The 16,012-nt window shown below is 62.9% G+C and carries 15 protein-coding genes; all 15 read right to left on the bottom strand.

The window, feature by feature from the left end; all coding sequences use genetic code 11:
* Position 1: 1 nt before the first annotated feature.
* Entirely contained in the window at positions 2-1,714 is a 1,713-nt protein-coding gene (gene ureC, locus ACIGJE_RS26875; protein ID WP_367625825.1) for an urease subunit alpha, read from the bottom strand.
* A 13-nt stretch (positions 1,715-1,727) separates the two neighbouring features.
* Positions 1,728-2,423 carry an urease subunit gamma gene (locus ACIGJE_RS26870; protein WP_367625824.1) on the bottom strand — a complete coding sequence of 232 codons (696 nt, stop codon included), beginning with the start codon at positions 2,421-2,423 and terminating at the stop codon, positions 1,728-1,730.
* 25 nt (positions 2,424-2,448) lie between these two features.
* Positions 2,449-3,135 (bottom strand): urease accessory protein UreF, encoded by a 687-nt coding sequence (locus tag ACIGJE_RS26865; protein WP_415082150.1) that lies wholly within the window; start codon positions 3,133-3,135, stop codon positions 2,449-2,451.
* Positions 3,132-3,584 carry an urease accessory protein UreE gene (gene ureE, locus ACIGJE_RS26860; RefSeq protein WP_311939600.1) on the bottom strand — a complete coding sequence of 151 codons (453 nt, stop codon included), beginning with the start codon at positions 3,582-3,584 and terminating at the stop codon, positions 3,132-3,134. Before ureE ends, ACIGJE_RS26865 begins: the two co-directional genes overlap by 4 nt.
* 48 nt (positions 3,585-3,632) lie before the next feature.
* Positions 3,633-4,328 carry an urea ABC transporter ATP-binding subunit UrtE gene (urtE, locus tag ACIGJE_RS26855; protein WP_311939602.1) on the bottom strand — a complete coding sequence of 232 codons (696 nt, stop codon included), beginning with the start codon at positions 4,326-4,328 and terminating at the stop codon, positions 3,633-3,635.
* The gene (urtD, locus tag ACIGJE_RS26850; RefSeq protein WP_367625820.1) at positions 4,321-5,118 is read right to left on the bottom strand and encodes an urea ABC transporter ATP-binding protein UrtD; all 798 of its coding nucleotides are present in this window, start codon (positions 5,116-5,118) and stop codon (positions 4,321-4,323) included. The genes urtE and urtD overlap by 8 nt, the downstream gene beginning before the upstream one ends.
* Positions 5,115-6,209 carry an urea ABC transporter permease subunit UrtC gene (gene urtC, locus ACIGJE_RS26845; RefSeq protein ID WP_311939607.1) on the bottom strand — a complete coding sequence of 365 codons (1,095 nt, stop codon included), beginning with the start codon at positions 6,207-6,209 and terminating at the stop codon, positions 5,115-5,117. Before urtC ends, urtD begins: the two co-directional genes overlap by 4 nt.
* A 25-nt stretch (positions 6,210-6,234) precedes the next feature.
* Positions 6,235-7,125: an urea ABC transporter permease subunit UrtB gene (gene urtB, locus ACIGJE_RS26840; protein ID WP_311939609.1), complete on the bottom strand. Its 891-nt coding sequence runs from the start codon at positions 7,123-7,125 to the stop codon at positions 6,235-6,237.
* A 71-nt stretch (positions 7,126-7,196) separates the two neighbouring features.
* The gene (locus tag ACIGJE_RS26835) at positions 7,197-8,444 is read right to left on the bottom strand and encodes a transporter substrate-binding domain-containing protein (RefSeq protein WP_367625818.1); all 1,248 of its coding nucleotides are present in this window, start codon (positions 8,442-8,444) and stop codon (positions 7,197-7,199) included.
* A 464-nt stretch (positions 8,445-8,908) separates the two neighbouring features.
* Positions 8,909-9,517: an ANTAR domain-containing response regulator gene (locus tag ACIGJE_RS26830; RefSeq protein WP_068290287.1), complete on the bottom strand. Its 609-nt coding sequence runs from the start codon at positions 9,515-9,517 to the stop codon at positions 8,909-8,911.
* A gap of 12 nt (positions 9,518-9,529) precedes the next feature.
* Positions 9,530-10,684, bottom strand: coding sequence for a transporter substrate-binding domain-containing protein (locus ACIGJE_RS26825; protein ID WP_311939615.1), 1,155 nt, complete (start codon positions 10,682-10,684; stop codon positions 9,530-9,532).
* Between the two features lie 266 nt (positions 10,685-10,950).
* Positions 10,951-12,666: a GMC family oxidoreductase gene (locus ACIGJE_RS26820; RefSeq protein ID WP_483680885.1), complete on the bottom strand. Its 1,716-nt coding sequence runs from the start codon at positions 12,664-12,666 to the stop codon at positions 10,951-10,953.
* A gap of 34 nt (positions 12,667-12,700) precedes the next feature.
* Positions 12,701-14,230 carry an aldehyde dehydrogenase family protein gene (locus ACIGJE_RS26815; protein ID WP_483680883.1) on the bottom strand — a complete coding sequence of 510 codons (1,530 nt, stop codon included), beginning with the start codon at positions 14,228-14,230 and terminating at the stop codon, positions 12,701-12,703.
* Positions 14,227-15,033, bottom strand: coding sequence for a creatininase family protein (locus ACIGJE_RS26810; RefSeq protein ID WP_483680881.1), 807 nt, complete (start codon positions 15,031-15,033; stop codon positions 14,227-14,229). The genes ACIGJE_RS26815 and ACIGJE_RS26810 overlap by 4 nt, the downstream gene beginning before the upstream one ends.
* Positions 15,030-16,007: an ABC transporter permease gene (locus tag ACIGJE_RS26805; protein WP_210249939.1), complete on the bottom strand. Its 978-nt coding sequence runs from the start codon at positions 16,005-16,007 to the stop codon at positions 15,030-15,032. Before ACIGJE_RS26805 ends, ACIGJE_RS26810 begins: the two co-directional genes overlap by 4 nt.
* Between the last annotated feature and the right edge of the window lie 5 nt (positions 16,008-16,012).

Here is a 16,012-nt window from a genome sequence, read left to right as displayed (position 1 = left end):
GTCACCTCAGCATATAGCGTTGTGCCAGCGGCAGCTCCCGCGCCGGCTCACATGTGGCAAGCTCGCCATCGACAAAGACGTCGAAGGTCTGGGGATCGACGCGTATCTGGGGGCAGACGTCGTTATGGAGCATGTCCTTCTTGGATAGCCCCCTCGATCCCCGGGAGGGCAGCAGCGCCTTCTTCAAATCGAGCGTGGAGGCCAGCCCTCGGTCGATGGCGGCCGGATTGACGAAGCAGGCCGACAGCGCCTGCCTGGCCCGCCCGAACGCTCCCCATTGCGGACGCAACAAGAGGGGTTCGCAGGTCATCAGCGAGGCTGCGCTGTCCCCCATCGCGCCCCAGGCTATGAAACCGCCCTTGATGACCAGTTCGGGCTTGATGCCAAAGAAGGCCGGGCGCCAAATCACGATATCCGCGATCTTGCCGTCCTCGAGCGAGCCGACATGGTCGGCAATGCCGAAGGTGCGTGCCGCATTGATGGTGTATTTCGCGACATAGCGTTTGATCCGCTCATTGTCGCCAAGACGCGTCTTCTCCTCAGGCAGGCGCCCTCTTTGCTGCTTCATCTTGTCGGCGAGCTGCCAGGTCCTGCAGATGACCTCGTTGATGCGGCCCATGCCCTGGCTGTCCGACCCCAGCATCGAGATCGCGCCGATATCGTGCAGGACGTCTTCGGCGGCGATCGTCTGCGCCCGGATGCGGCTTTCCGCAAAGGCCACGTCTTCGGGTATGGAGGGGTTGAGGTGATGGCACACCATCGTCATATCGAGATGTTCGTCGAAGGTATTGATGGTATAGGGATTGGTGGGATTGGTGGAGGACGGCAGGCACCACGGTACGCCGGCAACACGGATGATGTCGGGCGCATGACCGCCTCCCGCACCTTCGGTGTGGTACATGTGGATGGTGCGCTCCTTGATGGCGGCCAGCGTATCTTCCAGGAAACCGGACTCGTTCAGCGTGTCGGTATGAATCTGGACTGGAAAGTCCATATCGTCGGCAACCGACAGGCAGGTGTCGATGGAAGCGGGCATCGTGCCCCAGTCCTCGTGCAATTTGAGGCCGAGGCAGCCCGTTTCGATCTGTTCGACCAGCGAGGCTGGCTTGTGCGAGTTGCCTCGCCCGAGGAAACCGAAATTGATCGGCCATTGCTCGGCGGCCTGCAGCATCTTGCCGACATTGAAAGCGCCGCCGCAATCGATGCCGACGGTGATGGGCCCAAGCGAACCGCCCAGCATCGTGGTGATGCCGGAGGCGATCGCGTGCTCGCAAAGCTGGGCGCTGTCGAAGTGGACATGGACATCCAACGCACCGGCAGTGGCAATGAGGCCCTCGCAATCACGCACCGTCGTCGCCGCCGAGACGATCAGGCGAGGGTCGACATTGTCCATGATCGCTGGATTGCCGGCCTTGCCAATACCGACAATACGCCCGTCCTTGATGCCCAGATCGCCCTTGACGATCCCGAGCACGGCATCGATCACCGTGACGTTGCACAAGAGAAAGTCCAGCGCCCCCTCGGCGCTGGTCACGCCCGCGGCTAGGCCCGCGCCATCGCGCAGTGTCTTTCCACCGCCATGAAGACACTCGTCGCCATAGGTCGCGTAGTCCTTCTCGACCACCGCGATGAGCGAGGTGTCGCCGAGCCGGAAGCCGTCACCCGTGGTTGGTCCATACATCGCGGCATAGTCGCGCCGGGAGAGCGATGCCATCTGTCTTCTCCTTTCAAGCGCCACGAAAACCGGCGGCACGAGCACGCTCGAGGGCCGCTGCCTTGGCGTTGGGATCCCGGGCCGAGCCGTCCGACAACGCATTCAGTCCCGAAAGCATCTGCTGCCCGCCGAATGTGGTGAGCTCCACTTCTCTCTCCTGCCCCGGCTCGAACCGCACCGCCGTACCGGCGGCGATATCAAGGCGCATGCCGAAGGCGGCGGCGCGGTCGAACTCCAGAGCCCGGTTGACCTCGAAGAAATGGTAGTGGGAGCCGATCTGCACGGGACGGTCGCCGGTATTGACCACCCGAACAGCCCGTTTCTCCCTGCCGGCATTGAGTTCGATTTCGCCTTCCTCGCTGACGATCTCTCCCGGCTCGAAACTGTCGTGAGGGCCGTCGGGGGCAGGACGCAAGGGATCGTGAACCGTGACCAGCTTGGTGCCGTCCTTGAATGTCGCCTCCACCTGCAACATGGGAAGCATGGCGGCGACACCGGACATGACGTCGTCCTGCGTGAGAATCTGCGATCCCAACGCCATCATTTCCGCCACGGAGCGTCCCTCGCGTGCCCCTTCGAGGATCTCGTCGGAAATCAAGGCCACGGCTTCGGGATAATTGAGCTTCAGGCCCTTGGCGCGTCTCTTGCGGGCCAGTTCGGCCGCGGTGAAGATGGTCAGGCGTTCCAATTCAGTGGGCGTCAGCAGCATGAATGTGCTTCCCTCTTTGACCGGGCTAGTTGGAAAACAGCCGCTGGCCGCCGCCGCGATGAAAAGAGACGGCGATTTCAGTCAGCGGATTGAACGAGCGGATCGGTTCGTCGTCGGCCACCGGCTCGCGACAAATTCCGGCAATGACCGGCAGGGCCGCGGTGAGGATGGCCTGCGCTTCGATGGCACCGATCAGACCCAGTCTGATCGCGGCGGTAGCCAGCGATGCGGCGGCCTGATAGCCGCCGATCGAGGCAGCCGCGGTTTCATCGAGCCCGACCGACCGCCAAAGCAGGCCCTGCATGACGGCCAGATGTCCGCAGGCGGAGCCCTCACGCACCAATGCCCGGTAATCCGACGCTTTGGGCGTACCGATGCGGGCGTGGGTCGTCAGCAGCGCCATGCCGTTCCGGCGCGAGCCGGCCCTGAGACCATCCACGAAGGTCGACGCTTCGACCTCGCGGTCCAGCTCCGCCACCCCTGCCAGTTCGCTTCCGCAGCGATGAGCCCTGATCAAGGCGACGCGATCGGCCCCGGCCCAGCGATGGCCGAGCTGCGTGAGGATGAAATCGGCAAGGTCCCAGCCACCCAGCGTCTCCTTCAGGAGCGCTGACGCTTCCAGCCCCTGGGAGAACGCAAAGCCTCCGGATGGAAACTGGCTGTCGGCATGCTGCAGCGCCACCAGCAAAGGGCTCGGATCGAGCGTGCTCATTGGTGCTCTTCGGCCGCCAGAACAGCTCCGCTCCTGACCAGCGGGTCTATGCGCGCAATATAGTCGGCGGCCGGGCCATCCAGCGAGACCAGCAGGTCCTTGCCCTCGAAACGCACGCGCCAATGCAGATTGCCGGCATGATAGCCCAGCTCCAGCGCTTCCTCGGCCCCACGCGGTGAAAGCCTGAGCCAGCGCTGTTCGCCGGCTTTGACGACGATGGCCCTCCTGGCCTCCATGAGCAGCACCGCCCCGTCGAACAGCTTCTGGTCGCGCGGAAGCGTGATGGCGAGCTCTTCGCCACGTTCGGTCCGGGCGAGCAGGCGGCGACGATCGAGATCCCCGACAGCGATCTTGACCACCTCCAGATCACCGTGATGTTCGAGATGGTGAAGATGCTCATGCAGGCCGGGATCGGTGCTGGCCCCGACAAGGCTCTCGATGCGAAGCATGCTGGGTTCCTCCCATTGTCTGGTTGCGGCGCCTGTCCTCGCAGCGCGCTACAGGCTCATATGCCGGTGGACGAGTTCGTGAGTGAGTTCGCTGGTCGGTCCGGCCGCCGCGACGCGCCCCTTTTCGAGAATGGCGAAGCGGTGTGCCGCTGTTCGAGCAAAGCGGATCTTCTGTTCGACCAGGATGATCGTGAGGCCGTGATCACGGTTGAGCGCGATGATTGCCCGCTCGATGTCCTCGACGATGTTGGGCTGGATGCCTTCGGTGGGCTCATCCAGGATGAGGAGGCTTGGATCGGTGGCGAGAGCGCGGGCGATGGCCAATTGCTGCTGCTGGCCGCCCGAGAGGTTCGTTCCCCGCCGTCCAAGGTGGTCCTTCAGGAATGGAAAGAGGCTCCAGACAAGCGGTGGCACGTCGGTCTTGCGATCGGTGCGCGCATTGCAGCCAAGCAGGATGTTGTCGAGCACGCTCATGCCCGGAACGATTTCCCGCCCCTGGGGCACATAGCCGATGCCACGCCGGGCGCGATCATGGGTCAGGGCCCTGCCGATCTCGTGGCCCTGGAATTCGATGCTCCCCGTGGTGCGCACCCCGATGCCGAGAAGGCTGCGCAGCAATGTGGTCTTGCCCACGCCATTGCGTCCCAGGACGCAGAACGTCTCGCCCTTGCGTATCTCCAGATCGAGGTCGTGGATGATATGGCTGGTACCATAGAAGGCATTGACATGGCTGATCTTAAGCATGGCTGAGCGTCGCAGAACCGAGATAGGCTTCGATGACAGCGGGGTTCTTCTCGATGTCATCCGCCGTTCCCTCCGCCAGGACCGAACCTTGGTGGAGAACGGTTATGGTGCGGCAGATCCTGCGCACGAACGCCATGTCATGCTCGATGACGAGCACGGTGTGTTCACCGGCCAGCGCCAGCAGGAGCTCGGCGGTCTTGTCGGTTTCGGCAGCCGTCATTCCGGCGGCTGGTTCGTCGAGAAGAATGACCTTGGGATCCTGGCTGAGGACCATGGCCAGCTCCAGCCATTGCAATTGGCCGTGGGACAATTCCCCGGCCTTGCGCTTCATGAAGGATGACAGCCCCGTCCGTTCGGCGACCGCCAATTCCCGGTCGGTCGGCCCCCGCGAGAAGCGCCGGAACAGATTGTCGCGAACCTTGACGTAGCGGTTGCTTGCGATCTGCAAATTCTCGAGCACCGTCATCTCCTTGAAGACGGCAGGTGTCTGGAACTTCCGGCCGACGCCGCCACGCGCAATCGCCGCCTCGCCGATGCCGGTGATGTTGCGGTCGCGCAGCCAGATCTCGCCTTCCGACGGCAGCACCTTTCCGCACAGCAGATCGAGCAGCGTCGATTTGCCGGCACCGTTCGCACCGATGATGACCCTGAGTTCACCATCTTCGATCGACAGGTCGACATTGCTCACGGCCGGAAAGTCGTCGAAGCGGACGGTGAGATTGCGGGTCGTCAGAATGGGCGGAGTCGCTGCCTGCGGTCGTGCGGCCTCTATCCTGGTCACGGCGTTCATGGGTAGGCCTCCCGTCGTGAGGAATTGTCACGCGGGGTGCGTTCGAACCACGCTTTGATGAGGCCCACGATGCCGTTGGGCATCACCAGCACCACGAAAACGAACAGCCCGCCCAGGATGATCGGCCAAACCGGCTGGAGGACGGCATTCTCGCTGGCATAGGAGCCGACGAAATTCACCAGCAAAGCCCCGATACAGGCGCCCAGCAGGGACGCCCGCCCGCCGGTCGCAGCCCAGATCACCATGGAGATGCTGAACGACGTCGCCATCAGGGAGGGTGAGGCGAACTCCGCCGTCAGGGTGAACAACATGCCTGCCAGCCCTGCTATGGTGGCCGAGAGGCAGAACACGAATAATTTGTAGCTCTCGACGTCATAGCCCAGATAGCGGGCCCGGGCCTCGTCCTCGCGGATCGCCTTGAGAACCTGTCCGATGCGAGCGGAAAGAAGCAGGCGAAGCCCGAGCACGACGAGAAACAGAATGCCGGCAACGGCGTAATAGACGCTGGGTCCGTAAGGGTCGAATTCAAAACCGGCAATCGTCAGCGGGGCAAAGCTGGCAAGGCCGTTGAAGCCGCCGGTCAAGGGCTGATTGTTGATCACGAGCAGTTGCCCGATCAGCGCGAACGCCAGGGTGATGATGCTGACATAGACGCCCGTCGTGCGCCGCTTGAACATGACATAGCCAAGTCCCGCGGCCAGGGCACAGGGCACCAGCAATCCCGCGATCATGCCGACCGCGACCCATCTGAAGGGAATCCACAGGAAGGAGCCCGGGGTGACGCAGCAAAGATCGCGCACGGCGTCCGGCTGCATATTGAGCAGCATCAGATCCGGCACCGGGTTGTTTTCGGGCACCGCCAGCGTGAGCGACATGGCAAGCATATAGGCGCCCATTCCAAAGAACAGGCCCTGGCCCAGGCTGAGTATTCCCGTATAGCCCCAGGCCAGACTTATCCCGACGGCACAGATTGCATAGACGAGATAGGTCGCAACCCGGTTGGTCCAGAAGCTGTTGAGGAAGAACGGGAGGGCGAACACCACCGCAAAGAACACTATGTAGGCGGCAATGGAAGTGCTTCGATATGTCATACGCTCATCCATGTCTTTGGGAGTGTCAGCGGCTCTTGGTCACGAACAGGCCTTGCGGCTTGAACAGCAGGATGAGGATGACCACGGCAAACAGAACGGTGCGGCCATACACATCATTGAGCCAGGTGGCGACGAAGCTCTGAACCTCGCCAAGTATTCCGGCAGCGGCGAAGGTGCCCAGCAGCTGGCCCACGCCTCCGGCGACCACCACGAGAAAGGCGTCGACGACATAGGAAGTTCCCATGTCCGGCGACACTGTCTTGAACCCGGAGACGAGAACACCTGCTACACCCGCAAGACCGCAGCCATAGGCGAAGGCAAGGGCATTGACCTTCTTGTCGTTCACGCCGCAGGCGGCAGCCGTGTTCCTGGCCACCGATACGGCTCTTAGCTGGCTACCAAAGCGCGTGCGGTAAAGGAGCCACCAGGTCGCGGCCCCAAGCAGGACGGCAACCCCGAAGACAAAGGCCCGATAGACGGGGATATTGGCTCCCAGCAGATGCCAGGTCTGCTGCAGCTCGACCGGTACCGGGACATTTTGCAGGTCCGCTCCGAGCCCATCGATCTTGATGCCGAACAGGGCCAGCCCGAAATGGATGCGGACGAGCTGCTGAAGAATGAGGGCGATGCCCCAGGTCGCCAGCAGAGTATCAAGCAGACGTCCGTAGAGACGGCTGACGACCGAGCGTTCGATCGCCAGGCCGAACATCGCCGTGACCAGGAACGCCAAGGGCAGGCACAGATAGATATTCAAGCCCAGATGACGGGTCGCCAGCACGGTGACGTAGGCACCGATCATCACCATCTCGCCATGGGCGAGATTGATGACTTTCATGGTCCCGTAGATGATCGCAAGACCGAGTGCGACCATGAACAGGATCGATCCGATGCTCAGCCCGATGACGAAGGTTTCCATCTCAAACCCGATCGCAAGTGGCCGGTGGCCGTGCAGTGCCTGCAGCGGCCTGGAGTCCGACCGATGACGCGTTAGAGCGAAGCGCCGCTCGTGGTGCAGAGGCGTTTCTCCGCGCTTTCCCCGACGCTGGAATAGGGCAGCGGCAGCAGCGGCTCGGGATATTGGTCGACGATGTCGAGCAATCCATCGGCCCGTGTCTTGCCGATGCGGGGCGTCAGGTAGCTGTGGAGGTTCTGCGGGTCGATCGTGACCTTGCCTTGCGGGGCGTCGAAGGACATTCCGCCGACGGCCGAAACCACCCCCTTGGCCGTGAATTCACCCGCCTTCTCGGCCGCCATCGCCCACATGTGAACGCCGATATAGACCGCCTCCATTGCGGCATGGGTTACGGCATCGGCGCCGGCATAGGCCTTGAACGCCTTCACGAAAGCCTGGTTCTGCGGCGTTTCGACGGTCTGGAAATAGGGCAGGGATACGTAGCTGCCGAGGGCATATTCCGGCCCCATGGCCTTGATCTCGACCTCTGTCGTGGTCGACGAGCACAAGGGCAGCTTGTCGAAACTATAGCCCTGGTTGCGCAGCTCGCGATAGAAGGCGACGATCGAATCCCCGACGACATTGGAAAAGATCACATCCGCGCCGCTCGCCCCGATCTTGGACACCATCGATGCCCATTCGGTGTGGCCGAGCGGCAGATATTCGTCGCCGACGACCTCCATGCCGATCTTCTGGCAGATTGTTTTCGAAGTCTTGGCCATGCCCCGCGGAAAGGCATAGTCGGAACCGACGATGAACAGCTTGCTACGTCCAAGCTTCTTCTTCAGCCAGGGCAGCGAATTCTCGAGTTGCTGATTTGGGACCGCCGATCCGGCATAGAGTACGTTCTTGGAGCACTCTTCTCCCTCGTACCAGGTCGGCCATACCAGCAGGCTTTTGCGGCGCTCGACCACGGGCAGCACCGCCTTGCGGCTGGCGGTGGTGTAGCAGCCGAAAATGACCGGCACCTGGTCTTCCATCACCAATTTGCGCGCTTTTTCACTATAGGTGCGCGGCTCGGAAGCAGGATCTTCGATCACGGGGCGCAATTGCTTGCCGAGCACGCCTCCTTTGGCATTGATCTCGGCAATTGCCATCTGGGCACATTGATTCATCGATTTCTCGACGATCGCCGTCGTGCCGGTGAGCGAATACATGATGCCGACCGGCACCTCTTCGGCTGCCCAGGCGCGATCGCCCAGACGCAGGATGGCTGGTGCTGCCAATCCCATGGCCGCGAATCCGCTTGCCTGGAGAAAGGCACGCCTTGTCTTGTCGTTCATTACCCCTCCTCTGCGCCTCGATGGGCGCGTCCTTGTCTTCGAGCCGCCCCTCGCGGCCGTGCAGGATCATTCGGAAGTCTCGCGAGCGCGCCGAGCACGCCCTGACCGTTGCGGTCCAGCCTCACCAGCTCAGCAGGAGGGCTGCAGTCGAAAGATGATGAACCGGGCTCCTTCTTTTCGATGTGGGTCCTGCCGCATGGGCGCGCACGAGCCCCAGGCGACAAGGTCTGGACAAAGGTTTTCGGATAGAGAGTAAAAGCATTGCCTCGCACGCGCCGGCTCGCGCATGCTCAGTGTCGCCGATACTGCAAGACAGGGAGGCCAACAGCCTTGTCGGCCTAACCAAAACAAAAAACCCGCCAACTCCGAACGGGAGTTTGCGGGCTGCACAGCCAAATGGCGAAGACTACACTGTCGATCGCCGAGAGTGACGCCGTTTCACCGGACGTCAACTAAGTTTCATACTAGGCACGACTTTCCTTGAACGTCAAGAGCTCATAAGCATTGATAATTGCGGTGGCGACATCGTCCATCGCCACACGTTTGCCCATCGCCTGTTTGCGTATGCTTTCATAGGCTTCCGGTTCGCTGAGCCCCTGTGTTTCCATAAGAATGGTCTTGGCTCTCAGGATCCGGTTGTTGCCGGCGAGTTTGCGTTCGAGCTTGCGGATCCGCTTGGCCGCGCTTTGGCGCTCCATCCACAGCGAACGGGCGATGATCAGGTTGGTGAGCAATCCAAAGGGACGAATGGGCCGCTCGATCACGGCCAGTGCACCGCATTCGAGCACCACCTGGAGCGTGCTCGGATCTTCGAACGACACGACGGCCAAGACAGCAGGGTCCGAGGGTTCGACAGGCCTGAAAAGGCGCAGAATCTTGTCCCGGTTTTCTTGTTCGATGGAGACCAACACGACGACTGCGGTCGCGCTGACGGCCTGAGGCAGCGGCCATGTCGTTTCACAGCTGCAGCCGATGCGGCGCAGATGTTCGACCAGCGCCACGCCCTGGGCATCGGGTGGATGTATGACCTGCACGCGCAGGCCCTTGAGATCCTTGAGCAGATGGGCTGTCATCGCCTGCTCCCATCAGGCCTTGCGACGCGCGGGGGTCAGACCGCTGGCCCAGCCGTCATGCGCTGCGGTAACGAAATAAGGGTCCGGCCTTACCCGTGCCTCCGACTCCCAGATGACGTCGAATTTGCCTTGCGGATTGAGCCTGCCGATACGCGCCCACAGTTCTGTATGATGGTTGTCGGGGTCGATACGAATCCGCCCCTGTGGCGCGTCGAATTCCAAGCCCGCCAGATGGCGCACAAGGGCGTCGGGATTGTCGGTCCCGGCCCGTTCAAGCGCCGCTGCATAGAGATATGTCTGAAAATACGCGGCTTCCGCGCTGGCAGTCACCGGCGCATCCTCGCCGAAACGCTGTTTGAAGGCCGTGACGAAGCGCCTGGCGGCCGGCGTGTCCAAAGTCTCGAAAAACGACGCTGCCGTCAGGTGCCCTGCGGCCAATCCCGACGGCATCAGGGCCACCTCCGCCTCTGTGGTCGCCAGGCTGGCAATGGGCATCGCACTGGGGTCGAAACCCGCTTCCCGATAGGCCTGATACAGAAGCACCGCCCCCGTGCCGACGACGTTGGACACCAGCACGTCCGGCTTGAGCTCCTTTATACGTTTGATGACCTTGTCGAAATCCTTTCGAACCGCTTCAACCGGAACATAGATCTCATCCAGAATCGTTCCGTCTGCCAATGTAACCAGGTCGCTTACGACACGATTATATTCATATGGAAAAACATAGTTTGAACCAACCAGCAGAAATCTCTTGCCGTAGTTCTCGATCAAATATTGCGCCAATTGGACGGCATTCTGATTTGACGATGAACCCGTGTAGAAGCAATTGTTGGAATATTCAAATCCCTCATAAAATGTAGGATAGAATAATAATCCGCGATAGGCCTCGATCTCCGGAAGAACGGCCTTTCGTGCCGTCGACATATAGCAACCGAAGATGACCCGGATCCGATCTTCGGTCAGGAGCCGAACAGCCAGTTCGCGATATCGACGCGCCGAACATTCAGGATCGTAGAATGTCGGCGCAATTCTTCGCCCAAGCACGCCTCCCGCAGCGTTGATTTCTTCGGTGGCCAGGAGCGTCGCATTTGCTTCGGCTATTTCCGCGGCAGCTGTTACGCCGCTCTTGGAAAATAGAACGCCGATTTTCCAATCGTCATTGGTCACAACTATCACCTGAGAACGGAGCACAGACAGGAATACGCCTGTCGGGCCGGTCGACACAGGCGAGAGCGGGAAACGCCACTGTTTCTCCGGCTATAGGAGTATACTTGCAAGGTTGCGAGTGCAATGCGTCAGCAGCGCGTGGCGGCATGGAGGGGCGCCAAAGTGGCGATGCCGAGCGTCTTGTGCCGAGGCCTTGTCGCAGATCGATCGTCAACCTTGGCCGCAGCCTGAGGGTTCCTCCATTTCAGAGGAGCGTGTTTATGCTCTCAGGCAGCGCCTTTGTGAGCGTCGGCGATCTTTTCCGCCATCATGATCGTCGGGAGGTTCGTGTTCGCACAGGGAATCGTGGGCATCAGCGAAGCATCGCAGACGAACAATCCTTGCAACCCACGCACCTGTCCCGTGGCATCCGTCACCGCCATCCTGTCCCCGTCGGGACCCATGCGGCAGGTGCCGGACGGATGCCAGACGCCGCCGACGGTTTCGGCGATATAGGCCTCGAGCTCGCCACGGTTGCCGACCAGCCTGAGGGGATCGTCGTAGTTCGACAGCATATGGGGAAACACCTTCTCGCGCAGCCGGCCGATCAGATCGAGGCCCACCGCTCCGATCCCAGTGATGACGGCGCCGGGCGCGCTCGGCTTGGAAAAACGCTTGCCGATCTCCGACATGCCGCCGGCATAAACACCGGAGACCACCGAATTCACCGCCGGGTCGAGCGCCAGGCTCACGGCGCGCTCGAAGGCATCGGCCAGGCGTACGAGGTCGCGCCGGTCGGAAAGCATGCGGAAATCGATGCGCGGCGGACCGTCCGGGGATGCGGGATCAAGCAGGAGCTGGCCACGCGAATAGGACTTGTTCACCCAGAAGAAGACGGAACCGAGCTGGCGGCCCACGGCATGCCAGGCTGCGCGGGTGACGAAGTTCATATGCATGTCGCCCGGCGGACATCCCTCCAGGCCGGAGGAGAAGCGATAGCCGATGGGAATGTGGTAGTCGGGCACGCCCCGCTGGCGTGCGGCCGGCCTGAGAAAGGGCACGATACCGGCCGAGGGATGCTCCATCAGGTTCTGGCCGACGCCGGGCAGGTGATGCAGGGCCTCAATGCCGCAATCGCCCAGATGGGGGGCCGGACCGATGCCCGAGCGCATGAGGATGGCGGGCGAGGACAGCGCGCCGGCGCTCAGCACCACCCGGTTCGCCTGCACGATCTGGCTGGCGCCTCCCCGCATGGCGATCACACCAACGGCCTTGCCATCGGCCAGGACGATGCGGGAGGCGGTGGTGTGGGTACGGATTTCCAGATTGGGGCGCGCCCTGACCTGCGGCGTCAGATAGGCCCAGGCCGTGCTGACGCGACGGCGCTGCTCGTCCATGTTGACGGCCATTTCAAAAGTGCCCTCCTCCCAAGCGCCGTTCTGGTCCGGCAGGAAGGCAATGCCGCGCTCCTTGCAGACCGCCAGCATGGCACGGGTGAAGGGCGTCCAGATCTCCTCGCCGCGCCGACGGATTGGAAACGGACCGCTCCTGCCGTGAAAATGATTGTCGAAATCGAGGTCCCGCTCGAGCTTCTTGAAATAGGGAAAGCAGGCCTGCCACGACCATCCTTCCAGGCCCATGTCCCGCCATTCGTCATAATCGAACGGGGCGCCGCGATTGGCGCCGATGCCGTTGATGGCCGACCCGCCACCCAGGACCCGGGCCTGTTCATAGCGGGTGCTCTTGCTTTCCGGCCGGTTGGAACCGCCATAGGGCAAGGATGCCTTGAGGCCGTCCCAGGTGTAGCGCGGATTGGAGTAGGCAATGCCGGGATAGGGCGAGGCAAGATCGGGAAAGTCCTCCGGGCGCGCCGCATCCATGCCCGCCTCCAGAAGGATCACGCGGACGGCCGGATCCTCGGTCAGCCTGGCGGCAAGCACGCAACCCGCCGACCCGCCGCCGACAATGACATAGTCCACCCTGTCCGGCTCGGCGGCGGTCATGGCGATGCTCCTGTTGCAGATCCTGGCTGAGGTTCTATTGGGCGAGGTCGATCGTCATCGTCTTGAGGTCGCACATCTCCATGAGCGTGTGCCGCCCGCCGGTCCGGCCCAGGCCGCTTTGCGTTCCCGCCGCGCCGCCCGCCGGGATATGGGGTTCCCAGTAGCAGCTCTTCTCATTGACGTTGACGATGCCGGCCCTGAGGCTTTCGGTATAGAAGAACGCCTTGGCGATCGTGCTGGTGAAGACGGCGGCCGAGAGCCCGAACGGGCTGGAAGCAGCAAGCTCCAGCGCCTCCTCGTCGGTCTCGAAGGTCAGCACCGGCGCCACCGGGCCGAAGGATTCCTCGATATTGAGCAGGCTTTCGCGGCCCAGCCCGGTAACCACCGTCGGCTCGAAATAGAGATTTGTCGGCATGCCGGCAGCGATCCTGCCGCCGGTCACCACCTGGGCCTTGCGCGCCAGGGCATCGTCCATATGGCTCAGCATCTTGTCGAGGCCTGCGGCATTGTTCAGGGGCCCCATGGTTGTCGCGGGATCGAAGGGATCGCCCATGCGCACGGCAGCGGCCGCCTTGACCAGGCCGTCGACGAAGCGGTCATGCACGGATTGATGCACGAGGATCCGTTCGGTCGCGGTGCAGATCTGCCCGGCATTGGCAAAACAGCCGGCCCCGACCCTGGCAGCCGCCCTGTCGATATCTGCATCGGGCAAGACGATGGTGGGGCCATTGCCGCCCATTTCCAACAGCAGCGGCTTTCCCGCCCCGCGGCTTGCGATCCGCGCGCCCGTGGCCGAACTGCCGGTGAAGCCCACGGCGTGGGTACCGGGATGGATCACGGCCTCGTCGCCGACTTCGGCGCCATCGCCCAGCACCAGATTGACCACCCCATCCGGCAAGCCAGCCTCGACCAGGCACTCCATCAAGACCACGGCGATCAGCGAGGTGGTGGGAGCGGGCACCCAGACCACCGTGTTGCCGGTGGCGATCGCGGGACCGAGATAATAGAGGCAGGGCAGTGCGAGAGGAAAATTCCAGGGCGTTATGATGGCGAAGACACCCTTGGGCTGCAGGAAGCTGAAGGCGCGCTTATGAGGATCGGCGACGGGAAAGGCCGACGTCTCCAGCCATTTCATCTGCTCGGCGGCGTTGCGAAAGCCGAGGGCAGCACCCGCGACCTCCGCCTTGGCCTCGGTATGGTAGGGCTTGCCCTGTTCGAGGCAGAGCAGGCGCGCCAGTTCATCGCCCCGCCGCTCGATTTCCTCGGCAATCTTCAGGCAGAGAGCCGCCCGGGCGAAGACGCCCATCCGGCGCATGGCTTCGCGTGCGCCCTCCGCCGCCTGCACGGCCCGGGAGACATCCTGGCGGGTGGAGAGTGCCAGATAGCCCAGCGCTTCGCCGGTTGCCGGACTGTCGATCTTCAGGAACCGGCCGGAACTGCCGGCTGTCCAGGTCGATCCGATACGATTTGTACCCAGTCGTAGACCTTGTTCGGGTTCGCTCACGATGGCCATGCCGCGCAGATGAGGCCCCTCGAGGGAAGATCTGAACTGAACGGTCATCATGAACTCCTTTGACCATAGTTGGACTGGATGGCGAGAATGGCCTCGCGGCTGCGGCTGACGGCGGCCTCGAACAGACGCGCGCCGGCCGAGGGCGAGGCCTGCGACGGCGTGCCGATCACGCCATTGTCCCGGATGGCCTCGAAGGGGCGCCATACGGTGATGGCGGGGGCCGCGAAAAGATGCGGGTCGGGCCAGCTCGGCGGTGTCGTCCCGGCGGGGATAAGATCCTCGCGCACGGTTTGGGGCAGCACATGCATCATCAGCGAGGTTTCGAGTGCGCAGGCATGGCCCGTTCCGCCGGCGGCGTCTGGCAACACCTCCGTGGCAATGTCGGCAATCAGATCGAAATAGGAAAAGCCAGCGGACACCACGCCGTGCTGACCCAGCGTGGTCACCGCGACCTGGATGGCGGCCCTGTTGCCGCCATGCCCATTGAGGATGACGGGCAGGAAGCCATCGTTCCACAGGCATTCGCCGAGATCGGCCAGGACCGCGATGAAGGTCTGCGGACTGAGGCTCATCGTGCCGGGAAAGGCGCGGTGGTGCTGGGACGAGCCATAGGCGAAGGGCTCGCAAACCCGCATGCCCGCTTGCCCTTCGGCGACAGCCCGCGCCACCGCGCTCGCCAGCCAGATGTCGACGCCGAGCGGCAGATGCGGGCCGTGCTGTTCGACGGCGCCGGTCGGCAGCAGCGCGACGGGGCGCGAAGGCTGCGAGGCTGCCAGCGCCCGCACATCGGGGCTGGTCATGGCGGCAAAGGCGGATGACCCCGGGCCGTCCTGTCCGGGAAGAGGTATCGTCATCGGGCAATCTCCATGAGGCGGGCCTTGGCGTGGGTCATGGCCGCGTCGGCCAGCAGCGCCAGCATGATGATCGCGCCCTTGTAGAGCTCCAGGCTGGACGGGTCGGTCCCGAAAATACGCAAGGCGGTGGTGAGGAGGCTGACGATCAGCGCCCCGACGACCGCGCCCCAGACCGTGCCGCGGCCACCGAATATGCTTGTCCCGCCGAGCACAGCCGCTGCGATCGCATCCAGCAGCAGCGAGGTGCCGCCGATATTGGGCGTGACCACCGGCACGCGGCTGATCATGATGACGGCCGTGAGGAACGCGAACAGGCCAGAGGCGGCATAGACCAGGATGGTGTGCCGCGCGACCGGGATGCCTGCCAGTTCGGCCGCGGCCGGATCGGAACCGAGCGCATAGGTGCGCAGGCCGAAGCGGCTGCGGCGCATCAGCACCATGGCCAGAAGCACGATGATCACCGTGGCGAAGATGACGTGGGGCAGGCCGAAGGAGCGCTCGACGCCGACGAATTTGAGCACGGGCTCTCGAACCACCAGCACGCCCTTGGAGGCGACGGCCAGCGTGGCGCCCTGCAGGGCCACCATGGAGGCCAGCGTCGTCACGAAGGGCGGTATGCGCAAGAGCGCGATCACCAGGCCGTTCGCCAGCCCCACCAGGAGCATGGCGCACAGCCCGATCGCCAAGGCGCCCGCCAGCCCCGTTCCCATGTCGATGAGGCTCGCGACCAGCACGGCGCAAAAGGCGACGCCGATGCCGGCCGACAGATCGATGCCGCCCGTCAGCAGCACGATCATCGCGCCGAGTGCCAGCACCGCCACGGGCGTGGCTTGCGATACGATGTTGATCAGGCTCTGGCCGGACACCACCCTGGGATCCAGCGAGCCGAAGACGATGGTCAATCCCGCCAGCAGGATCAGCGGAGAAAGATCGAGAATGCGCGGCAACATGCCTTTCCTCATCGCGATCGTCATGTGCC

The organism is Labrys sp. E2SS-1L (genome assembly GCF_057073705.1).
The sequence above is the reverse complement of the archived record's forward strand: the minus strand, read 5'-3'. Positions and strand labels throughout refer to the sequence as shown.